Source organism: Lacinutrix cladophorae (genome assembly GCF_053604645.1).
In genome coordinates this window covers 319,637-342,226 of record NZ_JBSHNR010000121.1, presented here as the reverse complement: position 1 = coordinate 342,226, position 22,590 = coordinate 319,637, and the positions used below count along the sequence as shown (strand labels likewise).

The following is a 22,590-nucleotide window of genomic DNA, read 5'->3' as shown; positions in this document are numbered from 1 at the left end:
GTAAAGCGAAAAACAAAATAAAAAACAACAAACACAATACAACAAAATGAGCGATGCTTTAAAACATGAATGTGGAATTGCACACATTAGACTTTTAAAACCATTAGAATATTACAAGAAAAAGTATGGTACCGCATTTTACGGCGTGAATAAAATGTACCTTTTAATGGAAAAGCAGCACAATCGTGGACAAGATGGAGCTGGTTTTGCAAGTATTAAACTAGACACCAAACCAGGAGAACGTTATATTAGTAGAGTTCGCTCTATTGCACAACAACCAATTCAAGATATTTTTGCGCAAATTAATGAGCGCATTAACAAAGAACTAACAGAGCATCCAGAATACCAAAACAATGTTGCTTTACAAAAAAGAAACATTCCTTATATAGGAGAAGTTTTATTGGGTCATGTTCGTTATGGCACCTTTGGAAAAAACAGTGTAGAAAGTGTACACCCTTTCTTAAGACAAAATAACTGGATGCATAGAAACCTAATTCTTGCGGGTAACTTTAACATGACTAATGTTAAAGAGTTATTTAAAAACCTGCTGGACCTTGGGCAACACCCAAAAGAGTATACAGATACCATTACTATAATGGAAAAAATTGGACACTTTTTAGATGATGCTGTTGCAAAAATTTACAAGAAACTCAAAAAAGAAGGTTACAACAAAAACGAATGCTCTCCGTTAATTGCCGAAAGATTAAACGTGGCTAAAATATTAAAAAGAGCAGCTAAAAACTGGGATGGTGGTTATGCCATGGCTGGGCTTTTAGGTCATGGAGATTCTTTTGTACTTCGAGATCCTGCTGGAATAAGACCAACGTATTATTATCAAGATGATGAAGTGGTAGTTGTAGCTTCAGAAAGACCTGTAATACAAACTGTTTTTAATGTAGATTTTGACGACGTTAAAGAACTAGAACCAGGACATGCAATTATTACAAAAAAATCTGGAGAAGTTTCTATTCAAAAAATATTAGAACCTTTAGAAAGAAAAGCCTGTTCTTTTGAACGTATTTATTTTTCTAGAGGAAGTGACGCTGAAATTTATCAAGAACGCAAAGAGCTAGGCAAATTATTAATGCCTAAAGTTTTAGAAGCAATTAATAACGATACTGAAAACTCTGTGTTTTCCTATATCCCCAATACCGCAGAAACTTCCTTCTTTGGAATGATTGAAGCTGTTGAAGAACATCTTAATAAAAAGAAAACACAAGCTATTTTAGATGGCGATGGTAAACTCTCCAAAGAACGTGTTATTGAAATTTTATCGGAAAGAACCAGAATTGAAAAAATAGCTATTAAAGATGTGAAGCTAAGAACTTTTATTACAGAAGATAGTAGTAGAGATGATTTAGTTGCTCATGTATACGACGTCACTTATGGGGTAATAAAACCAACAGATAATTTAGTGATCATAGATGATAGTATTGTAAGAGGTACCACCTTAAAAAAGAGTATCATTAAAATGATGGATAGACTACATCCTAAAAAAATAGTTGTTGTCTCTTCTGCTCCTCAAATACGTTTTCCAGATTGCTACGGTATTGACATGGCTAATCTAGAAGGACTAATTGCTTTTAGAGCAATGTTAGCTTTGTTAAAAGAAAACAACAAATATCATTTAATTGAGGAAGTATATAAGAAATGTAAAAAACAAGTAGACTTACATGATTCTGATGTGAAAAACTTTGTTAAAGAATTATACGACCCTTTTACAGACGATGAAATTTCAAATAAAATTTCGGAACTCTTAAGCGATGAAACAGTAAATGCTGAGGTGAAAATATTATTTCAACCTGTTGCAAATTTACATAAAGCCTGTCCTAAAAATTTAGGAGATTGGTATTTTACAGGAAACTATCCAACAGTTGGAGGAAATAGGGTAGTAAATAGAGCTTTTATTAATTTTTATGAAGGAAACAAAGAACGTGCTTATTAATTTGTTTTTTACGGTTTATCCGTATCTGCCTTGTTTTGAAACACTTAATCCAAAAAAAAAGCTTTTCATCTAAAAGATTTTATAAATTCCAATAAATAAAAGTACATTAGTTATACCATAACATAAGTAGGTTAAGTTCATGGTAGATTTGGGGCAAAAAAGGTGAACTCTCGTTCACCTTTTTTTTATTTAATAACATTTCTTTCATATTTCTCTCTAAAACAGACACTTTACCCCTTTAGACTAATATATTAGTCGTTTGTCTAATAATTTTCGCATTTACATCCAAGCACACTTATATTTGCTAGACCATAACATAAGTAGGTTAAGTTTATGGTAGATTTGGGGCAAAAAAGGTGAACTCTCGTTCACCTTTTTTCATTTTATAACCTCAAAAAAAATAAAGTTATATAAAATATTCAAAATACTTTTACGTTATTTGTATATCTCCATAACATAAGTAGGTTAAGTTTATGGTAGATTTGGGACGAAAAAAGGTGAACGCAAGTTCACCTTTTTTTATTTACACCTAATAAAATAATAATAGGTTTTGTTTTTGTATTAAAGCTTATTTAGCTTCGGCATAACGTCTTTCTACTTCGTTCCAGTTAATTACATTAAAGAAAGCTTCAATATAATCTGGTCTTCTGTTTTGGTAATTTAAATAGTAAGCATGTTCCCAAACATCTAATCCTAAAATTGGTGTTCCTTCACAAGTAACTCCTGGCATCAATGGATTATCTTGATTTGGTGTAGAACAAACCTCTACTTTCCCTCCTTTATGCACACATAACCAAGCCCAACCAGAACCAAACTGTGTAGCTGCAGCTTTACTAAAAGCATCTTTAAAAGCATCAACAGATCCATAAGCTGCTTCAATAGCATCTTTTAAATCTCCAGACAAACGCCCTTTTCCTTCTGGATTCATTACTTCCCAAAATAAAGAATGGTTATAAAAACCACCTCCATTATTTCTAACTGCACCATTATTCATATCTAGATTACCAAGAATATCTTCAATAGATTTTCCTTCTAAATCGGTCCCTTCAATAGCAGCATTTAATTTTGTTGTATAACCGTTATGATGTTTTGTGTGGTGAATCTCCATTGTGCGTGCATCAATGTTTGGTTCTAAAGCATCATAAGCATATTTTAATTTCGGTAATTCGAAAGCCATAATATTTCTTTTTTTAAGTTAATATTTAATTTCTTTCAAATTTACGCATAAATGCTTTCAATTAAAAATAATAAATCGTTATGAAATCATTGATAGTTTTTATCTTGTCTAAAATTTAACGCATGACAAACCAACATCCTTTTACTATTTATAATGCATCTGCAGGAAGTGGCAAAACATTCACGCTAGTAAAAGAGTATTTAAAGATTTTATTGCAATCTAGTAATACCCAACAATACAAGCACATTTTAGCGATTACATTTACCAATAAAGCAGTTGGTGAAATGAAAGAACGTATTATAGAAATGCTTACTGCGTTTTCTTTAGAAGAAAGTATAGAAAACCCAAATAGCATGTTTACTGTACTTAGTGAAGAACTTGAAATGAAGCCTGAGAAACTTCAAAAAAAATCTAAAAAAATATTAAACAGTATTATCTATAATTATGCAGCTTTTGATGTTTCTACCATTGATGGCTTTACACATAAAATCATAAGAACTTTTGCACACGATTTAAAACTACCTTTAAATTTTGAAGTCGAACTAGATCAAGATTCGCTTTTACAAGAAGCTGTAGATAGTTTGATTGCAAAAGCAGGAACCAATAGAGAACTTACTAAAGTTTTAGTGGATTTTGCTATTGAAAAAGCAGATGAAGATAAAAGTTGGGACATTACTTTCGATTTAAATAAGATTGCTAAACTGCTAGTTAAAGAAAGTGATGTTCCACATATTGAAAAACTAAAAGACAAATCGCTTGAGGATTTTAAAACACTTAAAATACAAATAAAAAAAGACCTTAAAAATCTTGAAGATCAAATTGTAGAAATTTCAAAAAATCTATTACAACTTATTAGTGAAGCTGGTTTACAGTTTAATGATTTTTCAAGTAGTTATTTACCAAAACATTTTGAGAAACTAGCAAATAAAAACTTTACTGTAAAATTTGATCCTAAATGGCAAATTACCTTAATTAACAACGAAACACTATACCCTAAAAGACTCACTCCAGATCTTGGTGCTGTTATAGATGGTTTGCAACCGCAATTAATTAAGGCGTTTCTAGATACCAAAAAATTAGTTTTTCAATATAGATTCTTAAAAGCCTTTTACAGAAACATAACACCTTTATCGGTTTTAACTGCCATAAACAAAGAGCTTACAAACATAAAAATAGACCAAAACAAATTATTGATTTCCGAGTTTAATACCTTAATTCAAAAAGAAATTAAAGACCAACCCACTCCCTTTATTTATGAACGTTTAGGCGAAAAATTTAGACACTATTTTATAGATGAGTTTCAAGACACTTCTAAATTACAATGGCAAAATTTAATTCCGCTAATAGATAACTCACTTGCCGGCGAAAACCTAAAACAAGAAAACGGAACCGCTATGTTGGTTGGCGATGCCAAACAAGCAATTTATAGATGGCGAGGTGGAGAAGCAGATCAATTTATAGACTTATACTCTAAAAACGTTTATCCTTTTCAAGTAGAACAACATGTAGATAATTTACCAACAAACTATAGAAGCTATCAAGAAATTATTCATTTTAACAATCATTTTTTTCAATATGTAGCTTCAACTGTTTTTAGTAACCAAGATTACAGTAAGCTATATATAGATGGTTCTAAGCAAAAGACCTTTAATGAAAAAGAAGGTTATATTCAATTAGATTTTTTAGACCTAAAAGATGAAGCTAGAGACGAAATCTATCCGCAAAAAGTATTAGAGATTATTAAAACTTGTTTAACAAATGGGTTTACCTATCAAGATATTTGCATTTTAGTACGTAAGAAAAAGGAAGGTGTTGCTATTGCAGAATATTTAAATCAAGCAGATATTCCTATTATGTCCTCGGAAACAATGCTAATTTTTAATAGTCCAGAAGTACAATTTATAGATAATATGTTAACCCTCTTGGTACAATCTGAAAACGAAGAGATCAAGATTAACATGTTAAATTATCTTACTGAAAAATTTAATATTAAAGACAAGCATGCTTTTTTTAGCAAACATACAAAACAGTCTCTTTTTCAAACCTTTACCAGTTTTGAAGATTACAACATCTACCTAACTCCTAAGCAATTATTACAATTACCATTATATGAATTAGCAGAAACCATTGTTAGAAATTTTAACCTTGTAGAAACATCTAACGCATATGTTCAATATTATTTAGACTTTATACTAGAGTATGCGCAAAAACAAGGGTCTAGTCTTTCTGGTTTTTTAGAGCATGTAGCCAACAAAAAAGAAAAATTAAGTATTGTTTCTCCTCAAGGACAAAATGCAGTGCAAATAATGACCATTCATAAATCTAAAGGTCTAGAATTTCCTGTAGTTATTTTTCCATATGCAGATGTAAATATTTATAAAGAAATAGAACCAAAAGAATGGTTCCCATTACAAGCAGAAAATTTTAATGGCTTTTCCAACACCTTATTAAATTACAATAAAGAATTTGAAAACTATGGTGAAGTTGGCCTAGAAATTCATAACAAACACCAATCCGAATTGGAGTTAGATAATATAAACCTGTTATACGTAGCACTAACCAGACCAAAAGAACAACTTTATATTATTACAAAAAAAGAGACAACTCCTAAAAAAGAAGCAAAACCAAGAACCTTTTCTGCCTTGTTTTTAGAATATCTAAAACAAGCACAAAAATATAACGACAATGAAAGCATGTACACTTTTGGTACTGCTAAAAAAGTTTCAAAACGGGAAACTTCCCCTAAAGAAATTATAGAACAAAAAGAATTTATAACTACAACCAAAGAAAGTCATAATATAAAAATTGTAACAAACTCTGGTTATTTATGGAATACCAATCAAGAAAAAGCCATTGAAAAAGGAAACCTTATTCATAACATTATGGCGCATATTAAAACAAAAGAGGATATTACATTTGCGATCTCGCATTTTCTAGACAAAGCTATTATTAACCAAGAGCAAGCAAAAGAATTACAAAAAACCATATTACAAATAGTTAACCACAAAGATTTAAAAAACTATTTCACAGATGGTTACACGATATTTAATGAAAGAGACATTATATCTAAACATGAAATTATAAGACCAGACAGATTGGTTATAAACCAGAATAATCAAGCAACTATTATAGATTACAAAACAGGAGCAATAGACAAAAAGCACCAATTACAATTAGAAAATTACCAAAGTATTATTGAGCAAATGTCTTACAAAGTGATAAATAAAATTTTAATATACATTAACGATGACATTCATGTAGTTACTTTTTAATAATGGCGTTACGCTTTTTCGTTAAAGACTTCAAAACCGTCGTGTCATCCACTATATCTTTTTTATAATTTCCTATAAAATATTATACTAAAAGAAGCCTTTCATCTAAATATAAACTCTAATCTTAAAACCAATATAAAAAAGGATGCCGTTTCTACCACTAACGCAAAAAACATCCTAAATTTGTAAAAAACAAAAATCATGTACGGAAATATTCAACAACAACTACAACAAGAAATTCAAGACATAAAAGATAATGGTCTTTATAAAGAAGAACGCATTATCACCTCTCCTCAAGGAGCAGAAATAACATTAAACACAGGAGAAACCGTTTTAAACTTTTGTGCAAACAACTACTTAGGGCTTTCTTCACATCCAGAAGTAATTCAAGCTGCAAAAGACGTTATGGATACCCATGGTTTTGGTATGTCTTCGGTACGCTTTATTTGCGGCACACAAGATATACACAAGGAGTTAGAACAAAAAATTGCAGATTTTTATGGCACAGAAGACACCATTTTATACGCTGCAGCATTTGATGCAAATGGTGGTGTTTTTGAACCTTTATTAGGTAAAGAGGACGCTATTATTTCAGACGCTTTAAATCACGCATCGATAATAGATGGAGTACGTTTATGTAAAGCTGCTAGATATCGTTATGCAAATAATGACATGGCAGATTTAGAAAAACAATTAATAGAAGCGAATACAAATGGAGCAAGAAATAAAATCATTGTAACAGATGGTGTTTTCTCTATGGATGGCTTAGTAGCTCCATTAGATGAAATTTGTGACTTAGCAGATAAATATGATGCAATGGTAATGATTGACGAATGTCATGCAACAGGATTTATTGGGCCAAAGGGAATTGGTACATTAGAAGAAAAAGGTGTTTTAGGTAAAATAGACATTATAACAGGTACCTTAGGAAAAGCTTTAGGAGGAGCTATGGGAGGATATACTACAGCAAAAAAAGAAATTATTGAAATCTTACGTCAACGCTCTAGACCATATTTATTTTCAAATTCTTTAGCCCCAGCAATTGTTGGTGCATCTATTAAAGTTTTTGATATGCTAAAAAATGACACCACACTTAGAGACAAATTAGAATGGAATACCAATTACTTCAAAAAAGGGATGAAAGAAGCAGGTTTTGACATTGTTGAAGGAGATTCTGCTATTGTTCCAGTAATGTTATACGATGCAAAACTTGCTCAAACAATGGCAAATATGTTATTAAAAGAAGGTATTTATGTTATTGGTTTCTTTTTTCCAGTCGTTCCAAAAGAAAAAGCAAGAATAAGAGTACAACTTTCTGCAGCACATGAAAAAGCGCATTTAGATAAGGCTATAACTAGCTTCATTAATGTTGGGAAAACATTAGAAATTATTTAAATTGATTACAAACAGATATTTTTAAACGTTTTTTTTAATATTTTTTTATATTTGTCTTTGTTAATAATATTTAACAACTTACTTTTGCTTATCAATTAACACTTAAAAATTAAATTTTTGAATATGAAAAATCTTAGCAGATTATTGTTCGCTATGTTGCTTGTATTAGGTTTTAGCAACACGTATGCACAAGATGAAAACAATCCTTGGGCAATTAGTTTCGGGGTAAACGCAGTTGATCTTTATCCAGTAGGAGAAGATTCTCCTCAAGGTGACTACTTCGATGAATACTTTAATGTAGATGATCACTGGAACATCCTTCCTTCATTATCTACCATTTCAGTTTCTAAATACCTTAACAATGGGTTTTCACTTGGAGTAACAGGATCGATCAACAAAATCGAAAAAATTGGTGAAACAGTTGGAGTACCTAGCGTAACTGTTAGTGAAATGTCTTATTATGGTCTTGATGCAGCTGTTAGATATAGCTTTGCAGACTTATTAAACTGTACAACTATTGAGCCTTATTTAGGTGTTGGTGGTGGTTACACTTGGATTGATGAAATCGGAGCTGGAACTTTAAATGGTTCTTTAGGATTAAACTTCTGGATTACAGAAAACATTGGTTTCAACTTACAATCTACGTATAAACATTCTTTCGAAGATTACTTATCTAAACATTTCCAACATTCAGCAGGTTTAACTGTTAAGTTTGGTGGAAAAGATACAGATGGTGACGGTGTATATGATAAAGATGATGCTTGTCCAGAAGTACCTGGTTTAGAAGCATTCAACGGTTGTCCAGATGCTGATGGTGATGGAATCGAAGATTCTAAAGATTCTTGTCCTAATGAAGCTGGTTTAGCTGAATTTAATGGATGTCCTGATAGCGATGGTGACGGTGTAGCAGATAAAGACGATAAATGTCCTACAGTTCCTGGATTAAAAGCTTTAGCTGGTTGTCCAGATGCTGATGCTGATGGTGTTGCTGATGGAGATGATAAATGTCCTAACGAAGTTGGTCCTGCTGCTAACAATGGATGCCCATGGGCAGACACTGATGGTGACGGTATCTTAGACAAAGATGATAAATGTCCTAACGAAGTTGGTGTTGCTGCAAACAATGGTTGTCCAGAAGTTGTTGCTGCTCCTACTGCAGAAGTAATGGCTACATTAAACAACTATGCTAGAACAATCTTATTTGATAGTGCTAAGTCTTCTTTCAAACAAGAAACATTCCCAGTATTACAAGCAATTACTGCTATCTTAAAAGAATATCCAGAATCTAACTTTACATTAGAAGGACATACGGATAGTGATGGTTCTAAATCTTCTAACCAATTATTATCGGAAAGAAGAGCTAACGCTGTAAGAGATTATTTAATTTCTAATGGAGTAAGCGCTCAAAGATTAGTTGCTGCTGGATTTGGTGAAGATTACCCAATCGATAGTAACTCTACAAGAGCTGGTAAGAAAAATAACAGACGTGTTGAAGTAAAACTTAGAAAATAAGTATTACCAAACAATCTAAATATTTAATAAAAACGCTTCGATATATCGAAGCGTTTTTTATTTTTATAGAATGACAACATTCATTCTAGATGTATTAAAAGATTTACAAAAAAGAAATAAAGATTTATCTACACTAATCTTTATATTACCCAGTAAACGGGCTGGTATTTTTTTAAAACATCAAATTGCTCAAATAGTTAATCATACTATTCTATCTCCTAAAATTATTAGTATAGAAGAATTTGTAGAAGACTTATCGCAATTAAAAAAAACTTCAAACACTGAACTTCTATTTGTTTTCTATAAAGTCTATTTAGAATTAACTAAAAAAGAAGATCAAGAAGGTTTTGATTCCTTTTCAAAATGGGCTCAAATACTACTTCAAGATTTTAATGAAATAGATAGATACCTTATTTCTCAAGACAAAATATTTAATTATTTAAGCGCTATACAAGATTTAAAACATTGGTCTTTAGAAGAGCCTAAATCTGATTTTATAAAAAAATATTTATCCTTTTGGAGTAAATTAAATCAATACTACACAAAATTTTCAGAAACGCTTTTACAAAACAAAACAGGTTATCAAGGTTTAATCTACAGAGAAGCCGTTGAGAATTTAGAAACATACATACAAAGTAATTCTAAAAACCAACATGTTTTTTTAGGGTTTAATGCATTAAATAAAGCCGAAGAAAATATTATTCAAGAATTACTTGAAAATGAAATGGGAGAAATTTTTTGGGATATTGATCAAAAGTTTTTTGATAATAAATATCATGATGCTGGCTTATTTACAAGACAACATCACAAAAACTGGAAATACTTTTCTACAAACCCGTTTAATTGGAAAACGAATAATTATAAAAAAGAAAAAAAAATAGAGGTTTTTGGAGTCCCTAAAAACATTGGACAAGCAAAATATATTGGTACACTTTTAAAAAAAATAAAAAAAAATAATGCAAGCTTACAACAAACAGCAGTTGTTCTAGCAGACGAAAACCTACTCACACCAACATTAAATGCTCTTCCATCATCAATAGATGCATTAAATATTACAATGGGGTTTCCCTTACAATCCATTCCCTTAGCATCCTTGTTTGAACAAATTTTTCAAATACACAAAAAAGGAGGCGATACATTTTATTACAAAGATGTAATAGCTATTCTTTCTCACCAGTACATTAGGCCTTTACTTAATACTAATAATGTAGATATAGCATCAAAAATAACAAAAACGATACTTAACAATAACTTAGTTTACATCACTATAGATCGCTTAAAAGAGTTAGCCGTAAATTCTTCAAAAGTGCTAGACTTATTATTTGTGGTAAAAGACAACAATGTAGAAAACATTCTTAAAAACTGTAATACACTAATTTTATGCATTAAAGAAGATTTGGACTTAAATAAATCTTTAAACAAACTCTCTTTAGAATACTTATTTCGCTTTAATGAGCTATTTAATGAACTTTCTAACCTAAATAAAAGCTACAGCTATATTAAAGATTTAAATACGCTTCATGGTATTTATAAAGAATTATTAAGCGCAGCTACTTTAGATTTTCAAGGAGAACCTTTACAAGGCTTACAAGTTATGGGAATGCTGGAGTCTCGTGTACTAGATTTTGAAACCGTAATCATAGCTTCGGTAAATGAAGGTGTACTTCCGTCAGGAAAAACTAATAATTCATTTATACCTTTTGATGTTAAAATAGAAAACAAACTACCAACATATAAAGAAAAAGATGCTGTTTATACTTATCACTTTTACAGGTTATTACAACGCGCTAAAAATATTTACATTTTATACAATACAGAAGCAGATGTTTTAACTGGAGGAGAAAAAAGCAGGTTTATTACGCAGTTAGAATTAGAAGGAGATCATTCTATTAAGCATCAAATAGTAACTCCAAAGGTAGAAGCGTGTTTTACTAAACTATTAGAAATTGAAAAAACGGAAGCAATACAAAACGAGTTAATAGCTGTTGCGAAAAAAGGGTTTTCACCTTCTTCATTAACCAACTATATTAGAAACCCGATAGACTTTTATTATCAAAAAATATTAGGGATAACGCAACAAGAGGACGTAGAAGAAAGTGTTGCCTTTAATACACTTGGGACGGTTGTGCATAATACACTAGAGGATTTATATAAAGAGTTTATTGGTGTTTTTTTAACGGCTGAGAATTTAGAAAAACAAAAACAGAAAATCGCCCAAAAAGTTACCTATCATTTTGAAAAGGAATATAAAGAAGGAGATATTAATACTGGAAAAAACCTTATCATTTTTGAAATTGCAAAACGCTATGTTTTTAATTTTATTAATTTAGAAATAGAAGAAGTAAAACAAGGAAACCAAATTAAAATAATTGCTTTAGAGGCTAACAACAGAACAGCCATTTCTATTTCAGAATTAGATTATACAATACACCTAACCGGTAAAGTAGATCGCGTAGATTCCTACAATGGTATTACCAGGATTATTGATTATAAAACTGGGAAAGTTGCTTCCAATCAAGTAGAGATTTCTAATTGGGAAGACATAACAACAGATTACAAAAAATATAGTAAAAGTTTCCAGGTACTTTTATATGCGTATATGATGAAGCAAGAAAACAAAGTAGCATTTCCTTTAGAAGCAGGTATTATCTCTTTTAAAAACCTAAGCGCTGGTTTTATAAAATTTGGTGTGAAAGAGGGACGAAATAGCGACCAACTTATTACTGAAGAAACCCTAGCTAATTTCGAAATAGAACTCAAAAAAATCATTATAGAAATCTGTAATCCTAAAATTAATTTTATTGAAAAAGAAGTCTAATGCTAATGATTCACAAAAACCTAGTAATACAAAGAGAGCAAAAAAAACCAATACTTTGGGATGCTTTTTATAAAGACAATGCCAACAAAAAACCTTTAGTTATTTTCTGCCATGGTTATAAAGGATTTAAAGATTGGGGAAGCTGGGATTTAGTTGCGCAAGCTTTTAGTGCTGCAGAATTATTTTTTATAAAATTTAATTTCTCGCATAATGGAGGAACAATAGATAACCCAATAGACTTTCCAGATCTGGAGGCTTTTGCAGAAAACAACTACACCAAAGAACTAGAGGATGTTGAAAGTGTATTACAACATATTCTATCTAAAAATAATGCGTTTTTAAATCAAATAGATACAAATAACATTACACTAATTGGACATTCAAGAGGAGGTGGAATTTCAATACTAAAAACTTCTGAGGATATTAGAATAAAAAAACTAATTACTTGGGCAAGTGTTAGTGGTTTTGCAAAAAGAACTGCTACCATTGGCGATCTAGGGCAATGGAAAAAAGATGGTGTTAAATATGTTTTAAACGGTAGAACTAAACAACAAATGCCACATAATTATCAGTTTTACTTAGATTATAAAGCAAATGAAACAAGGCTTAATATTGAATTAGCTGCCAAAAGAATCAAGATTCCATTTTTAATTATTCATGCCGTTGAAGACCCTTCGGTACCATTTAACGAAGCAAAAAATCTAAATCTTTGGAACTCAGAAAGTGAACTTTTTAAAATAGAAAATAGCAATCATGTTTTTAATAGTTCCCATCCATGGACAGAAAGCAAAATGCCAATTTCGTTAAAAAAAATAGTCGATAAGAGTATTTCTTTTATTAAAAAAAATTAAGCGATTTTTAAAACAGCAGTATGACAACTAGAAGCGATTTTTGCTAATAAAACGTCTTTATTAACTGGTTTGGTTAAATAATCATTCATCCCCAAATCCAGAACTCTTTGCTTGGTTTCTTGCATTGCATCTGCAGTAACTGCTATTATTGGTATTTTTGTAATCGCTTCATTAAAGATGCCACTTCTAATAATTTCTGTTGCTTCATAACCATCCATTACCGGCATTTGTAAATCCATTAAAACGACATTAAAGGTCTCTGTTTTTAAAGCATCTAAAGCCTCTTGACCATTATTTACCATAGTATAAGTAACATCCGAAAAACTTTTTAAAAGTTTTCCCATAACCATTTGGTTTAACTTGTTATCTTCAACAACCAATATATGCATTGGCGTATGCAACTGTTTTACTTTTTGTTTTAAAATTTCCTTTTTTAATGCTTTTGGTGCACTTTCTAATTCTAAATCAATAAAAACTTCTGTACCAACCCCTTTTTCACTTTCAATTTTAATACTTCCTTTAAAAAGAGCTACTAAATGTCTAACAATGGTTAACCCTAAACCAACACCACCAAACTCTCTTTTATGGTTTAATCGCATTTGATTAAAACTATCGTAAACACTAGATTTCATTTTAGCATCCATTCCTACTCCTGTATCTGAAATATGAATAGAAAAGCGATGTATGTTATTGGGTTGCGCGATACAACTAAGCTTAAAACGAACACTTCCCTTATTGGTAAATTTTACAGCATTACCTAAAACATTATTAATTATTTGAATGAAGCGTTTCGAATCTCCTTTAATACTTTCTGGTAAATTATTATCAATTTTAAATTGATATGCAATACCTTTTTCTTCTGCTTTTATTTTCCAATTATCTACAATTTGTTGAATCGCTTCTGTTGGATTGAATATAGATTCATCTAGCTTTAGCTTATTTTTTTCTATATTTTCAAAATCTAATATGTCATTTATATTACTTAATAAGCTAAAGGAAGCATTTTTAATAATTTCAAAAGGCTTTCTATCTTCACCCTTTAATTCTTTAAGCTCTGTTTCTGCTATTCCCATAATAGCATTAATTGGAGTTCTTAATTCATGGCTCATATTAGACATGAAATATGTTTTTAGTAAACTAACTTCTTCTGCTTTTTGTAGTGCTTCTCTTTGCGATATTTCTTTTTCTACCCGCAAATTTCGTATTAATGTAGTCATGGAAATAGATAGAAAAATCACTTCAAATCCAGAACCAAACTTAGCACTGTTTAATGTGTAAAAATTATTAGGAAGTAGACTTAAATTATTCATTACAAAACCTAACAAGCCAATTACTAAAAAGAAAATACCGAAAGTAAAATAGGTGTCAATTTTAATGCGCTTATATCGCATTCTAAAAAGAGTACCAACAATTAAAACTAAACTAAATAGTCCATTTAAATTACTAAGAGGATATGCTAACTCTAATGTTTTAGGGTTTATAAAAAGCATTAAAAACAAAATACCTAACACAATGTAAATGGTATTAAATACTTTGTGTGTTTTATTAAATACTTCTCTTACTTTTAAAAAATGCTCACAATATTTTAAAAGAAAAAAGTTTGATAATAGTGCTGTAATTAAAACAGCTCTACTATTAAAGAAACCTCCTTCTGGAAGGATATATTGATGTATAAAACCATCTAGAGCAGCTTGCATTAATCCTATTGAAAAAACATAAAAACCATAATACAAAAAAGTTTTTTCTTTTATTCCTGTGTAAAAGAATAAATAGATTGTTCCTGCTAAAAATAGTAAACCATAAAAAATACCTAAAAACAATTGTTGCTTATAATTTACCATCCAAAAAGTAGACTCACTATATAGGTTCAATGGAATATTAATAGTTTCCCCGTCACTTTTTAGGTGAATATAAAACTGTTGTGTTGATCTACTAGGAAGGGTTAGCTTAAAAAAGGTGGAACGATGTTGTACTTGTCGTTCATTAAAAGAAATTTGATCACCACTTTTAAAAGCACTAATATCTCCTGCTTTATTTATTTGATATAATGTAGCAACATCTGTTATTGGTCTTGCCGTTTCTAGATAATAAGTCTTTTCGTTTTTAGTAGTGTTTTCAAGTTTAAATTTCACCCAGTAATCACTAGATGTAAAACCTACACTATGGTTATCAGAAGATAGTGATTGGTATTTTAAACTATCATTTTTAATAATAGAATTAATATCTAAATCTTGATTTTCTACAGTAGTAAAAGAAGCAGATTTATATAATTCATTTTCTCCTTTTTTAGGATTAAAAGACTCTTGAGCATGCATTAAATGGCACACAAAAACAGCAAAAAAAAGTAGGTATCTCATAGTTTTGGGGTTATGGGAATATATACGAGTGTATTAAAAAAGGGTTTTACTAAACCCTTGATTTTCGATAAGATACCAAAAAAATCTATGAATTGACTCAAAAAGACAATTCTCTAATTAAATAATAAGCATTAAAAAATTTTACTCTGCTCCTTTTAAAACCAATAATGGTACACGACTTTCAAAATCTGCTTTTTTAATCGTGTTTTGTTCCCAAAGCTTTTTAAAGAAACCTCTTTTGCGTCTAAAAACACAAATAACATCTGGATTATGTGTGTTTAAATGTTCTAAAACACCTTGAAATAAAGTAGCGTTTTCTGAAGTGCTATAACCAGTCTTTAAAGATTCTAATTCCCTAGAAATCTCTAAATCTTTTGGTGTGAATTTTTTAGTTTTCACTTGTAATAAATGCATGTTAGCTTCAAAAGTAGTAACTATTTTTTCTAAAGGTAATACTGCATTTTTCTTAGTAATAATACCCGATTTAATTGCTGTTAAAACCTTTTTAATTGGTTGAAAAATATATCCTTCCGGAATTATTAAAACTGGAATGTTTGTTTGTTTAACTAGACTTCCTGAGGTTCTTCCTAAAAAAAAGGATTCTTGTAAATCATTTGGCCTTTGCCCTACAATAACTAAATCTATTCCTATCTCTTTATTTAAAACATCTAAACTATCAATAACTCCACCTTTAGCAGATATTATCTTTACATCAATACCTTTAGTGTCTACTTGATCTACAACTGCTTTTACACTTGCAACCTGTTCTCTCGCAATAATACTATCTATATTTATCATTGCTCCTGCTTTTGCTGTTACACTAAAAGCTCTAAAAACAAAAACATTTGCATTCATATCTTTTGCAAAATCTATAGCATATTGTAAGGTGTTTTTTGCATTACTTGATGATCCTATAGGAACTAAAATATTTTTCATTACGTATTATTTAGATTGCAAAAATACAGATTTTATAATAATTGTTACGACCTTTAGTTTTTCTAATTAAATAATTAAACAATTGCACACCAATATTAGCTTGAAAAACATAAATAAATTGGCAATTCCTGCATTGATTTCTGGAGTGTCTGAGCCTATTTTGTCTCTAACAGATACTGCAATTGTAGGAAACATAAGTGTAAATGCTACAGAATCTTTAGCCGCTGTTGGTATTGTTGGTGCTTTTATTTCTATGCTTATTTGGGTTTTAGGGCAAACAAGAAGTGCTATTTCCTCTATCGTTTCGCAATATGTAGGAGCAGATAATGTCGATGCCGTTAAAAACCTTCCTGCACAAGCTATATTTATTATTACTTCTTTAAGCATTCTTATTATTATAAGTACCTATCCTTTTGCTCAACATATTTTTAAACTCTATAATGCCTCTGGCTTAATATTAGATTATAGTGTAGATTATTATAAAATTCGCGTTTTCGGTTTTCCTTTTACTCTTTTTACTATTGCTGTTTTTGGAACTTTTAGAGGCTTACAAAACACTTATTACCCAATGCTTATTGCTGTTATTGGTGCTTCAGCAAATATTATTTTAGACTTTATTTTAGTGTATGGTATTGAACACTATATTCCTGCCATGCATATTAAAGGTGCTGCATATGCAAGTGTATTTGCACAGTTTTTAATGGCAATTTTTTCTGCATATTACCTTTTAACCAAAACTAATATTCCATTACGTTTTAGCTTTCCGTTTAATCCAGAAATAAAACGTTTTATAGGTATGATACTTAATCTTTTTCTGCGTACTCTGGCTCTAAATGTAACCTTGTATTTTGCAAGTGCTTTTTCTACAAGCTATGGTAAACAATATATAGCAGCATATACAATTGCTATTAACTTATGGTTTCTTGGTGCTTTTATTATTGATGGTTATGCTAGTGCAGGAAATATTTTATCCGGAAAATTATTAGGAGGAAAAGAATATAAAAACCTCTTAAAACTAAGTAATAAATTAATAAAATACGGAATTATAATAGGACTTATCATTGCATGCTTTGGTGCTCTTTTTTACTATTCTTTAGGAACCCTTTTTACAAAGGACCCAGAAGTACTAAAAGAATTCTATAACATATTCTGGTTGGTACTAATCATGCAGCCACTTTGTGCTTTAGCTTTTATTTTCGACGGTATTTTTAAAGGTTTAGGTAAAATGAAAACCCTTAGAAACGTACTACTCCTTTCTACAGGTTTCGTATTTGTACCTATTCTATTTTGGCTAGATGCTTTAAACTATAAATTATATGGCATTTTTATAGCTTTTACACTATGGATTATCGCCAGAGGATTCCCATTAATCATAAATTTTAGAAAAGAATTTTTACCACTTTCACAAAAGGCGTAACTTTGACTAAACTTTTATCTTAAATATAAAATATGCTGCTTTCCCTTATTCAAGACATAGATATAGAAGAAAAAATACAACACGCGCCAGATGCTAATTATAGCATCGGTGTATTTATTGGTTCTATGTTGCCTTTTATCATTTTAGTGGCTCTTGCTTATTTAATATTTAGATATAATAAAAACAAAAAAGAATAACATGGATATTTTAAATTTTTTAAGCGGAAACGGATTGTTTTTAGTGCTAGGAATAGCACTAGTTATCATCTATTTTTATAACAGAAACAAACGCAGATAATGAGTAACATACGCATTACAAAACAATTTTCATTCGAAACTGGTCACGCGCTTTATGGCTATGATGGCAAATGTAAAAACGTACATGGGCACAGCTACAGGTTATTTGTAACCGTTATTGGTAAGCCAATCAAAGACGCAAACAATGTGAAATTTGGAATGGTTATCGATTTTGGCGATCTAAAAAAAATAGTCAAAGAAGACATTGTTGAAGTTTTTGATCACGCAACCGTTTTTAATAAAAACACACCACATCGCGAGCTTGCCAAAGAATTATCAGACAGAGGGCACAACGTACTTTTGGTAGACTACCAACCAACTAGTGAAATGATGGTTATCGATTTTGCCTCGAAAATAAAAAAACGCCTACCAGAAAACATACAATTACACTCGCTAAAACTGCAAGAAACAGCAACTTCTTATGCAGAATGGTATGCAAGTGATAATGCCTAAATAATTTTGGCGTTACCTAAAGGTCAGGCTTTCGCAAGTCGCTCTTTACAAGGAGCTCCAACAATTGCTTAATCCTTAACGCTGCATCTAGTTAACTAACAAACATTTTCTATATTTACAGTATGCAAATTCCAAAAGGAAAAAAAATATACTTCGCAAGCGATAACCATTTAGGGGCTCCTACAAAAGAAGCTTCACTACCTCGCGAAAAAAAGTTTGTAGCCTGGTTAGATCATGTAAAACAAGATGCTGCCGCTATTTTTCTTTTAGGAGATTTATTTGATTTTTGGGTAGAATATAAAAATGTAGTTCCTAAAGGCTTTACAAGAACACTTGGTAAACTAGCCGAAATAGCAGATTCTGGCATACCAATCTACTACTTTGTTGGTAATCATGATTTATGGATGAATGGCTATTTTGAAGAAGAACTAAACATCCCTGTTTATCACAAACCCAAAGAATTTACCTTTAATAACAAAAGTTTTTTTATAGGTCATGGCGACGGCTTAGGTCCACATGACAAAGGCTACAAACGCATGAAAAAAGTGTTTACCAACTCTTTGTGTCAATGGTTATTTAAACGCATTTTACATCCAGATTTTGCCATGCGAATCGGGCAATACATGTCTGTAAAAAACAAACTGATTTCTGGAGATGACGACGCAAAATTTTTGGGCAATGATAACGAATGGCTAGTACAATATTGCAAACGTAAGTTAGAAGACAAACATAGAGACTTTTTTGTTTTCGGACATAGACACCTTCCGTTAAACATTGATTTAGAAAACAACGCAAAATACATCAATCTTGGCGATTGGATTCAATATTACACCTATGGTGTTTTTGATGGAGAAACCATGACTTTAGAAACCTTTAAACCATAACACTTGCTAGTAACCGCTTGTATATTTATCCTTCTGGGAGCATTAATAAAATATGGCAAATGCTATTTTTTAATTGCTGGTTATAACACCATGACTAATGAAGAAAAAGAAAAGTACCATATAGAAGGAATTGCAACCCTTTTTAAAAATGTTATGTTTGGTATGGCATTAGTAATAGGTATAGGGTATTTGGCTTCCAAATATTTTGAAAACAACAACCTGCAAAACATCTTTTTCTTTATTTCTCTACTCATTGGAATTCCTTATTTACTTCTCCAATCCAATGCCAAAAAATATAAAAAATAGAAGGTTATTCTTCATTTTCATGTGCTTCAATATCCTTGGTTAAATCCAATTCCCGTAATGGCTTATTTTTAACCCCAATTATCGTAACAATAATAAGAGTAACTGTACCACCAAGAACAACCGCTAAAGGTGCCCCAAAAATACGTGCTGCAATACCACTCTCTAAAGCTCCAAGTTCATTAGAAGAACCAACAAACATAGAATTAACCGCACCAACGCGACCACGCATATTATCGGGGGTTTTAAGTTGGAGAATTGTTTGACGAACCACCATAGAAATACCATCAAAAACTCCAGAAAAAAACAATGCTACAATACTTAGCCAAAATAATTTTGAAGCCCCAAATAGGATCATAAAAACACCGAAACCAAAAATAGAAACCAACAACTTTTTACCTGTATTTTTAGTTATTGGAATATACGTTGTTGCTAACATAGTCAAAATACTTCCTGAAGATAGTGCTGCATTTAATATACCAAAACCTTTGGGTCCAGCATTTAAAACATCTGTTGCAAATACTGCAAAAAGAGCGACTGCTCCACCAAATAAAACAGCAATCATATCTAAGGTTAATGCACCTAAAATAACTTTATCGGTAAAAACAAAGCTAAGTCCTGCCCGCAAACTTTCTTTCACAGATTCATTAACACCTTGGTTTAAAATTGGTTTCTTATCAATTTGGAATACCAGTAACAAAGCAATCATTACCAAAACAAAAATAATTCCGAGCGTATAGTTTACTCCTATCCATGCTATAAAAAAACCTCCAAACAAAGCACCAAATACATTCGCTCCTTTCCAGGTACTACTGCTCCATGTTGCAGCATTTGGATAGGCTTTTTTAGGAACGATAAGTGCTATTAAGGAAAAGATTGTTGGCCCAAAAAAAGCACGCAATACACCACCAAAAAACACCAAACTATAAATTCCGTACAAAATGGTTTTTGTTTCCCAAGAAGATTCTATGGTATCTGACGTTAGCCAAAACAAACCAAAACTTATCAATGAAAATAACGCAATACAAAGCGTGAAAAGGTTTCTTTTTTCCTTTTTATCTACAATATGCCCAGCAAATGGGGCTAAAAAGAATGCAGGTAAAAATTCACAAAGACCAATAATACCTAACGCTAATGGGTCTTTTGTTAAAGCATAAACCTGCCATTCAATTACTACAAATTGCATGGACCAGCCAAAAACTAAAGCAAAACGCACCAATAAAAAAACATTAAATTCTTTAAACCTTAGCGCTTCATAGGGATCTTTTCTTGCCATAAACTTATGCTTTTAAATCTCTTAGTTTTAATTGCAAAGACACATTGCCTTGCCAATGATTTTCATCCACAGAATACACTGCTTTAAATCGTTTTTTGTTTGTTATAAGATCTAGCTTGTTTCCTAAACCAAAACCAATACAAACTATTTTATCTGCTTGCGGTTGTGTTACAGTAATTCTTAAATGCTTATCGTCTTCACCAACACATTTTCCGTAGCCTGTATCTTGTAAATCTTCGGTTACAAAAATGGGTGTCATATTTCCTGGACCAAAAGGAGCAAATTGTTTAATAATTCGCCATAACTTTCCATCTACTTGACGTAAATCTATCTTTCTATCTATTTTTATTTCTGGAGTCATTAAAGACTTGGCTATCGTTTTAGAGACTACCGCTTCAAAAGCCTGTTTAAAAGCTTCGTAGTTTTCTTCTTTTAAAGTTAAACCAGCAGCATATTTATGTCCACCAAATTGTTCTATATGTGTTGCGCAAGCTTCCAAGGCATTGTATACATCAAAACCAGAAACCGAACGTGCCGAAGCAGCCAATTTATCACCACTTTTAGTAAACACTAAAGTGGGCCTGTAATAGGTTTCAATTAATCGAGAAGCCACAATACCAATAACGCCTTTGTGCCAAGTTTCATGGTAAACAACAGTAGTAAAACCTTCCTCTTCTTTATGTTCTTCAATTTGTTGAAGTGCTTCTTCCGTTATGCGTTTATCTGCATCTCGTCTATCGGTATTAAATATTTCAATCTCGGTAGCATATTTTTCGGCCAAAGCAAAATCCATTTCGGTTAATAAGGTTACCGCGTAATTACCGTGTTTCATTCTTCCGGCAGCATTAATTCTTGGTGCAACGGTAAATACAACATCTGTTATGGTTAATTCTGTTTTTTTAACCTGATTAATAATGGCTTGAATTCCTGGTCTCGGATTGGCATTTATTACTTGCATACCAAAATAGGCAAGAGTTCTGTTTTCACCTGTTATAGGAACAATATCTGCTCCAATTGCAGTAGCTACCAAATCTAAATATTGGGTTAAGTCTTCTACTTTTTTATTTTGTTTGCTAGCTAAAGCTTGAATAAGTTTAAAACCTACACCACAACCACAAAGTTCTTTATACGGATAATTACAATCCCCTCTTTTAGGATCTAAAACAGCAACAGCATCTGGCAAATTTTCTCCAGGTCTATGGTGATCGCAAATAATAAAATCGATGCCTTTTTCTTTAGCATATGCTACTTTATCAATCGCTTTTACACCACAGTCTAATGCAATAATTAATGTAAAATCATTGTCTTTTGCAAAGTCAATTCCTTGATAAGAAACGCCATAACCTTCGTCATAACGATCAGGTATATAGGTTGCTATACGGTCTACTCTAGTTTTTAAATACGAAGACATTAATGCCACAGAAGACGTACCATCTACATCATAATCGCCAAATACCAATATATTTTCTTTTTGAAGAAATGCGTGTTCAATTCGAGCAACAGCCTTGTCCATATCTTGCATTAAAAAAGGATCATGCAAATCGGCTAAGCTAGGTCTAAAAAACGTTTTTGCATCCTCATAAGTATCTATACCACGTTGTAAAAGTAGAGTTGCAACCACTTCATCTACCTGAAGCGCTTTTTGTAAAGCTTCTAATTTTTTAGTTTCCGGTTTTGGTTTGATTGTCCAACGCATAT

At 31.3% G+C, this 22,590-nt stretch carries 16 protein-coding genes; 11 read left to right on the top strand and 5 right to left on the bottom strand.

The genetic code is table 11. From position 1 onward, the window contains the following. Positions 1-46: 46 nt before the first annotated feature. Positions 47-1,945, top strand: coding sequence for an amidophosphoribosyltransferase (locus ACVC3Y_RS14555; protein WP_452227275.1), 1,899 nt, complete (start codon positions 47-49; stop codon positions 1,943-1,945). A gap of 568 nt (positions 1,946-2,513) precedes the next feature. Here the strand turns inward: ACVC3Y_RS14555 and ACVC3Y_RS14550 are convergent. Next, complete coding sequence (locus tag ACVC3Y_RS14550) at positions 2,514-3,122, bottom strand: superoxide dismutase (protein WP_303421285.1); 609 nt, start codon at positions 3,120-3,122, stop codon at positions 2,514-2,516. Positions 3,123-3,244: 122 nt separating this feature from the next. Here ACVC3Y_RS14550 and ACVC3Y_RS14545 point away from each other — a divergent pair, with 122 nt between their 5' ends. The 5 genes from ACVC3Y_RS14545 (at position 3,245) to ACVC3Y_RS14525 (ending at position 12,970) form a co-directional block, all read left to right on the top strand. Further along, a complete protein-coding gene (locus tag ACVC3Y_RS14545; protein WP_303421286.1) occupies positions 3,245-6,394 on the top strand; it encodes a UvrD-helicase domain-containing protein in 3,150 nt (1,049 codons plus the stop codon). A gap of 201 nt (positions 6,395-6,595) precedes the next feature. Further along, positions 6,596-7,789 carry a glycine C-acetyltransferase gene (kbl, locus tag ACVC3Y_RS14540; RefSeq protein WP_452227274.1) on the top strand — a complete coding sequence of 398 codons (1,194 nt, stop codon included), beginning with the start codon at positions 6,596-6,598 and terminating at the stop codon, positions 7,787-7,789. A gap of 123 nt (positions 7,790-7,912) precedes the next feature. After that, the gene (locus ACVC3Y_RS14535) at positions 7,913-9,301 is read left to right on the top strand and encodes an OmpA family protein (protein ID WP_303421289.1); all 1,389 of its coding nucleotides are present in this window, start codon (positions 7,913-7,915) and stop codon (positions 9,299-9,301) included. A 70-nt stretch (positions 9,302-9,371) separates the two neighbouring features. Continuing rightward, positions 9,372-12,119, top strand: coding sequence for a PD-(D/E)XK nuclease family protein (locus ACVC3Y_RS14530; RefSeq protein WP_452227273.1), 2,748 nt, complete (start codon positions 9,372-9,374; stop codon positions 12,117-12,119). A gap of 5 nt (positions 12,120-12,124) precedes the next feature. After that, the gene (locus tag ACVC3Y_RS14525) at positions 12,125-12,970 is read left to right on the top strand and encodes an alpha/beta hydrolase family protein (RefSeq protein WP_303421292.1); all 846 of its coding nucleotides are present in this window, start codon (positions 12,125-12,127) and stop codon (positions 12,968-12,970) included. Here the strand turns inward: ACVC3Y_RS14525 and ACVC3Y_RS14520 are convergent. Both ACVC3Y_RS14520 and ACVC3Y_RS14515 read right to left on the bottom strand, forming a co-directional pair. Next, a complete protein-coding gene (locus ACVC3Y_RS14520; protein ID WP_452227272.1) occupies positions 12,967-15,327 on the bottom strand; it encodes a 7TM diverse intracellular signaling domain-containing protein in 2,361 nt (786 codons plus the stop codon). The genes ACVC3Y_RS14525 and ACVC3Y_RS14520 overlap by 4 nt on opposite strands. Before the next feature lie 141 nt (positions 15,328-15,468). Continuing rightward, the gene (locus tag ACVC3Y_RS14515; RefSeq protein WP_303421296.1) at positions 15,469-16,263 is read right to left on the bottom strand and encodes a universal stress protein; all 795 of its coding nucleotides are present in this window, start codon (positions 16,261-16,263) and stop codon (positions 15,469-15,471) included. 82 nt (positions 16,264-16,345) lie between these two features. Here ACVC3Y_RS14515 and ACVC3Y_RS14510 point away from each other — a divergent pair, with 82 nt between their 5' ends. The 5 genes from ACVC3Y_RS14510 (at position 16,346) to ACVC3Y_RS14490 (ending at position 19,619) form a co-directional block, all read left to right on the top strand. Continuing rightward, complete coding sequence (locus tag ACVC3Y_RS14510; protein ID WP_452227271.1) at positions 16,346-17,680, top strand: MATE family efflux transporter; 1,335 nt, start codon at positions 16,346-16,348, stop codon at positions 17,678-17,680. 32 nt (positions 17,681-17,712) lie between these two features. Next, complete coding sequence (locus tag ACVC3Y_RS14505) at positions 17,713-17,877, top strand: hypothetical protein (RefSeq protein ID WP_303421298.1); 165 nt, start codon at positions 17,713-17,715, stop codon at positions 17,875-17,877. A 99-nt stretch (positions 17,878-17,976) separates the two neighbouring features. Beyond that, a complete protein-coding gene (locus ACVC3Y_RS14500) occupies positions 17,977-18,429 on the top strand; it encodes a 6-pyruvoyl trahydropterin synthase family protein (RefSeq protein WP_303421299.1) in 453 nt (150 codons plus the stop codon). A gap of 122 nt (positions 18,430-18,551) precedes the next feature. Then, positions 18,552-19,313, top strand: a complete 762-nt coding sequence (locus ACVC3Y_RS14495; protein ID WP_303421301.1) for a UDP-2,3-diacylglucosamine diphosphatase — start codon at positions 18,552-18,554, stop codon at positions 19,311-19,313. 3 nt (positions 19,314-19,316) lie between these two features. After that, the gene (locus ACVC3Y_RS14490) at positions 19,317-19,619 is read left to right on the top strand and encodes a DUF3784 domain-containing protein (RefSeq protein ID WP_452227270.1); all 303 of its coding nucleotides are present in this window, start codon (positions 19,317-19,319) and stop codon (positions 19,617-19,619) included. A gap of 4 nt (positions 19,620-19,623) precedes the next feature. Here the strand turns inward: ACVC3Y_RS14490 and ACVC3Y_RS14485 are convergent, their stop codons facing one another. Next, positions 19,624-20,892 carry an MFS transporter gene (locus tag ACVC3Y_RS14485; RefSeq protein WP_303421303.1) on the bottom strand — a complete coding sequence of 423 codons (1,269 nt, stop codon included), beginning with the start codon at positions 20,890-20,892 and terminating at the stop codon, positions 19,624-19,626. Between the two features lie 4 nt (positions 20,893-20,896). Further along, positions 20,897-22,588, bottom strand: a complete 1,692-nt coding sequence (gene recJ, locus ACVC3Y_RS14480) for a single-stranded-DNA-specific exonuclease RecJ (protein ID WP_452227269.1) — start codon at positions 22,586-22,588, stop codon at positions 20,897-20,899. Between the last annotated feature and the right edge of the window lie 2 nt (positions 22,589-22,590).

Bases quoted from the DNA above. Each gene is read 5' to 3' on its own strand.
- ACVC3Y_RS14555 (WP_452227275.1), top strand. From the start codon at position 47: ATGAGCGATGCTTTAAAACATGAATGTGGAATTGCACACATTAGACTT.
- ACVC3Y_RS14550 (WP_303421285.1), bottom strand. From the start codon at position 3,122: ATGGCTTTCGAATTACCGAAATTAAAATATGCTTATGATGCTTTAGAA.
- ACVC3Y_RS14545 (WP_303421286.1), top strand. From the start codon at position 3,245: ATGACAAACCAACATCCTTTTACTATTTATAATGCATCTGCAGGAAGT.
- kbl (WP_452227274.1), top strand. From the start codon at position 6,596: ATGTACGGAAATATTCAACAACAACTACAACAAGAAATTCAAGACATA.
- ACVC3Y_RS14535 (WP_303421289.1), top strand. From the start codon at position 7,913: ATGAAAAATCTTAGCAGATTATTGTTCGCTATGTTGCTTGTATTAGGT.
- ACVC3Y_RS14530 (WP_452227273.1), top strand. From the start codon at position 9,372: ATGACAACATTCATTCTAGATGTATTAAAAGATTTACAAAAAAGAAAT.
- ACVC3Y_RS14525 (WP_303421292.1), top strand. From the start codon at position 12,125: ATGATTCACAAAAACCTAGTAATACAAAGAGAGCAAAAAAAACCAATA.
- ACVC3Y_RS14520 (WP_452227272.1), bottom strand. From the start codon at position 15,327: ATGAGATACCTACTTTTTTTTGCTGTTTTTGTGTGCCATTTAATGCAT.
- ACVC3Y_RS14515 (WP_303421296.1), bottom strand. From the start codon at position 16,263: ATGAAAAATATTTTAGTTCCTATAGGATCATCAAGTAATGCAAAAAAC.
- ACVC3Y_RS14505 (WP_303421298.1), top strand. From the start codon at position 17,713: ATGCTGCTTTCCCTTATTCAAGACATAGATATAGAAGAAAAAATACAA.
- ACVC3Y_RS14500 (WP_303421299.1), top strand. From the start codon at position 17,977: ATGAGTAACATACGCATTACAAAACAATTTTCATTCGAAACTGGTCAC.
- ACVC3Y_RS14495 (WP_303421301.1), top strand. From the start codon at position 18,552: ATGCAAATTCCAAAAGGAAAAAAAATATACTTCGCAAGCGATAACCAT.
- ACVC3Y_RS14485 (WP_303421303.1), bottom strand. From the start codon at position 20,892: ATGGCAAGAAAAGATCCCTATGAAGCGCTAAGGTTTAAAGAATTTAAT.
- recJ (WP_452227269.1), bottom strand. From the start codon at position 22,588: ATGCGTTGGACAATCAAACCAAAACCGGAAACTAAAAAATTAGAAGCT.